General features: G+C 61.5%; 2 protein-coding genes. Both read right to left on the reverse strand.

The window, feature by feature from the left end; translation table 11 throughout:
- Window positions 1-629: 629 nt before the first annotated feature.
- The gene (locus G1C98_RS09225) at window positions 630-1,976 is read right to left on the reverse strand and encodes a glycoside hydrolase family 30 protein (RefSeq protein WP_169080925.1); all 1,347 of its coding nucleotides are present in this window, start codon (window positions 1,974-1,976) and stop codon (window positions 630-632) included.
- Between the two features lie 201 nt (window positions 1,977-2,177).
- Window positions 2,178-3,503, reverse strand: coding sequence for an MFS transporter (locus G1C98_RS09230; protein ID WP_169080926.1), 1,326 nt, complete (start codon window positions 3,501-3,503; stop codon window positions 2,178-2,180).
- Window positions 3,504-3,638: the final 135 nt, after the last annotated feature.

Genomic DNA, 3,638 nt, shown 5'->3' on the forward strand with positions numbered 1-3,638 from the left:
CCTCCCCGCCTCCGCCCGTCCCCACTCTCATCCCCAAAATCGGACAGAATCCAGGCAAAATTGTCTGAAAATGGGGAAACGCTGCGGGACTTGGAGCTCCAGAAAAAAACGAGGACCAGGACAAAAGACAAAACGAGAACCAGGACAAAAGACAAAACGAGGACCGGAGCCGCCGCATACGCGGGACTCCGGTCCTCCACACAACCAGCAGGAAGAAAAAGGAAAGATCCTGCGGTTGATTCACATGGCCCGAACATGCGTTCAGGCCGACTGGCCGATCGGCCAGTTGATCGATCAATCGGCTACCCGTCCGGTCGGGTTGGCAAGTAGACAAAAGCCAACCCAACCGAACAGGCAAGCAGACAGTCGCCGATCAGTCGACCACGAATAATCTGCGCCCACGAATGGGGACATCCGATCCGACGGACATCCAACCGCCCACGGGCAGACAACCCAGGGACACGCTCACGAGCAGCCCACGGGCGCACTCGCAAACACCTTCACGGGCACACCTGCACCGCACCGTACCGCACCGTACCGCACCGCAAACGCAAACGCAAACGCAAACGGCAAACGCAAAACGCACCCGCAAAACGCACCCGCGAGCGGCAAGCCCGGGCATAATCCGCTCAGTCCAGTACGAAGGTGTTGAACGAACGCGGGGCAAGCGTTGCCTTGAAGCCGCGGCTAGCGGCATCGGGGTCGGCGAATTCGAACGGGCGCTCCTCGTCGAGGGCGTTCTGTGCCACGACCACCACCGTGCCGTCCGGATTGCGGAAGGCGATGGCCATCGAGTTGAAGTGGCCGGTGGTGCCGAGCACCTTCGCGCCGGGTTTGACGTAGTGCGAGAAGTGGCGCATCACGTAGTATTCCGGATTGCGGCGCACCTCGTGCTTGTCGGCGGTGATGGTGAACAGGGAGTTCTGCCACCAGCCCCACGTGGAATCCTGGTCGTCGAGGATCATGTTCCAGTAGGTGTATGCGGTGGCGCCGTTGCGGAAGTAGTGGTTGATCAGGTGGAAGATGTACTCCGCGTACTCCCAGCTGTTGTCGCCGGTGCCGCATTCGGACTCCGACTGGATCAGCTCGATCTCCGGCCATGATTCGTGCGTGCGGGCGATGCAGTTCTGGCCGGCCCACTGGTAGGCGATGCCCTTGATGTACTTGCGCGCGCCGTCGTCGAAGAGGATGTTGTCGACGAAGCGGTTGTAGTTGTTGAGCTTCATGCCGTATCCGCCGCCGGTCCAGACCATGTCCTCCGGGCCGTTGAGGGTACCCAGCCAGATGTCGGTGTCGAGCCCGGCCTCGTCGAATGCCGGTCCGAGGTAGTCACGGATGAACACCTTGAGCGCTTCGGAATCCCACAGGGCGCTCGGGAACTTCTGGTCGGCGAACACCTCGTTCTGCACGTGCAGCTGGTTCACGGTGATGCCGTGTTCGGCGTAGGCCTGGATGTATTTGACGAAGTACTTGGCGTAGGCCCTGAGGTTCTCCGGGGTCTGCACGAGTCGGCCGTAGTTGTAGGCCTTCGGGCGTTTCATCCAGGTGGGCGGGCTCCACGGGCTGGAGAACAGCTGCATGTTCGGCTGCCATTCCTGCGCACGGTGGATGTACGGGATCAGGGTCTTTTCGTCGTGTTCGACGGAGAAGTGCTCCATCTCGTAGTCGCCGTCGGTTTCGTCGTAGCTGTACCACTGGTCGGCGAAGTCGTTGGCGCCGACCGGCGCGCGGTTGAAGGTGAAGTTCATCTCGTCGGGGCTGAACAGCTCCTTGATGATCTGGTCACGTTCTTCCGCGCTGACGGTTTGCAGCGGAAGCCAGCCGAGTTCGTTGAAGCAGCCGCCGAAGCCGCGCAGGGCCTGGTATTCGTTGCCGTCGAGCTGGAAGTCGGGCGCGGTGGTGGCGTTGGTGTATTCGATGGTGGAGGATTTGTCGACGAGCTTGTCGTCTTGCGTTGTCGCGATCCAGGTGGTCATTGGGGGTTCCTTAGTATCGTCGTTGATTCTTCGGATGTTGTATTGCGTATTGTGGTTACCGGCAGGATTGCCGGCAGGGTTACCAGCAGGATTGCCGGGCTGCATGTATTGATTGTGGTATGGAAAGCCCCGGGCCCGATTGAGAGAAGGGGAAGACAACGGGCCCGGGGCGCGGTCATCATGACCGTTCGGAGGCGAAGATCACTTGACCTTCTTGATGATCATGATGAAGAAGCAGCCGATGATGGCCAGGGCGATGGCGGTCGGGAACGCGAAGTTGTAGCCGAGGCTCACCACGATGGCGGACATGACGACCGGGCCGCACATCTGGCCGAGGGTGGTGGCCATGTTGAGGATGCCCAGATCCTTGCCTGCTTCCTCCTTGCTCGGCAGCACGTCCACGAGCAGGGCCTGGTCGACTGCGGAGTAGACGGCGTAGCCGAGGCCTGCGATGCCGGCGAACAGGTACATGCCCAGGGTGGACGGGATCAGCCACGGCATGGCGATGCCGACTGCGAAGAGCACGGAGGCCACGATGACGGGCACCTTACGGCGGCCGATGATGTCGGAGACCGGACCGGAGATGAAGGAGCCGACGAGGGACATGACCATCATGATCATGGAGACGACGGACACGGTGACGGCGGACTGCTTGACGGACTGGCCGATGTAGTTCTGGATGATGTAGAGCTGGTAGACGTTGATCATCTGGTAGCTCATGAGCATGCAGAAGCGGCCTGCGAACGCCTTGTAGAAGTCGTGGGCGCCGGAGAACTTCGGCGGGCGGAAGGAGGCGAGGATGTCCTTGGCGGAGCCTTCGTCCTTCGGCAGGAAGTCGGCGGACTGTTCCTTCGGGATGATGATGACCGCGACGATGCCGCCGAGGAACATGAGCACGCCTGCCACGGCGAAGCCGGTGGTGAGGTTCTCGATGAAGTACGCGCCGATCATGGTGCCGATCGGGGCGCCGATGGTGGAGCCTGCACCGTAGAAGGCGGACATGGTGCCGCGGATGCCGGAGGGCACGCGGTCGGACAGGATGGCGACCAGCGGGGCGATCATGCAGTTGAGGCCGAACATGCAGGCGCAGTAGAAGATGGTGAGCAGCACGGCGTTATGCGTGGTGCCGGTCAGGAACAGGGTGACGCCGCCCAGGATGGCGCCGAAGACGATCCACGGGGTTCTACGGCCGAAGCGGGAGCGGGAACGGTCGGAGAAGTTGCCGAACATCAGGTTGGCGACCAGCGACGCGACCGCGGTGAACGCGTTGACGATGCCGACGAGGGCATCAGGGTCGGCACCCTGGATGGTCTTGTAGTGCATCGGCAGCAGCACTGCCGACACGATGCCCAGACCGGACATCCACAGGATGCCGAATGCCAGGAAGCCCGCGCCGAAGCGCATGGTGTTCACCTTCGACAGCGGCTTGCCGGTTTCCGGGGACAGCGACGGATCCTTTTCCGCGGCTGCGATATTGGCGTTGTAAGCGGCGAGGCGTTCCGCCTTGCTTGCGATTGCTTCACTCATGAAACTCTCGGTAGTGCCCGAAAAGTTGCGCACTTTGGATCATGGCCGTCCATGGCGCGATGATCAGTTCGCTTCCACGAGGTTGTCATCGAGCCGGGACATGTCCAGGTAGCGGCGGTTCGACCATTCGTTCGC

Origin of the sequence: Bifidobacterium erythrocebi, assembly GCF_012932675.1 — a bacterium.
In the GTDB taxonomy this organism is placed as follows: Bacteria; Actinomycetota; Actinomycetes; order Actinomycetales; family Bifidobacteriaceae; genus Bifidobacterium; species Bifidobacterium erythrocebi.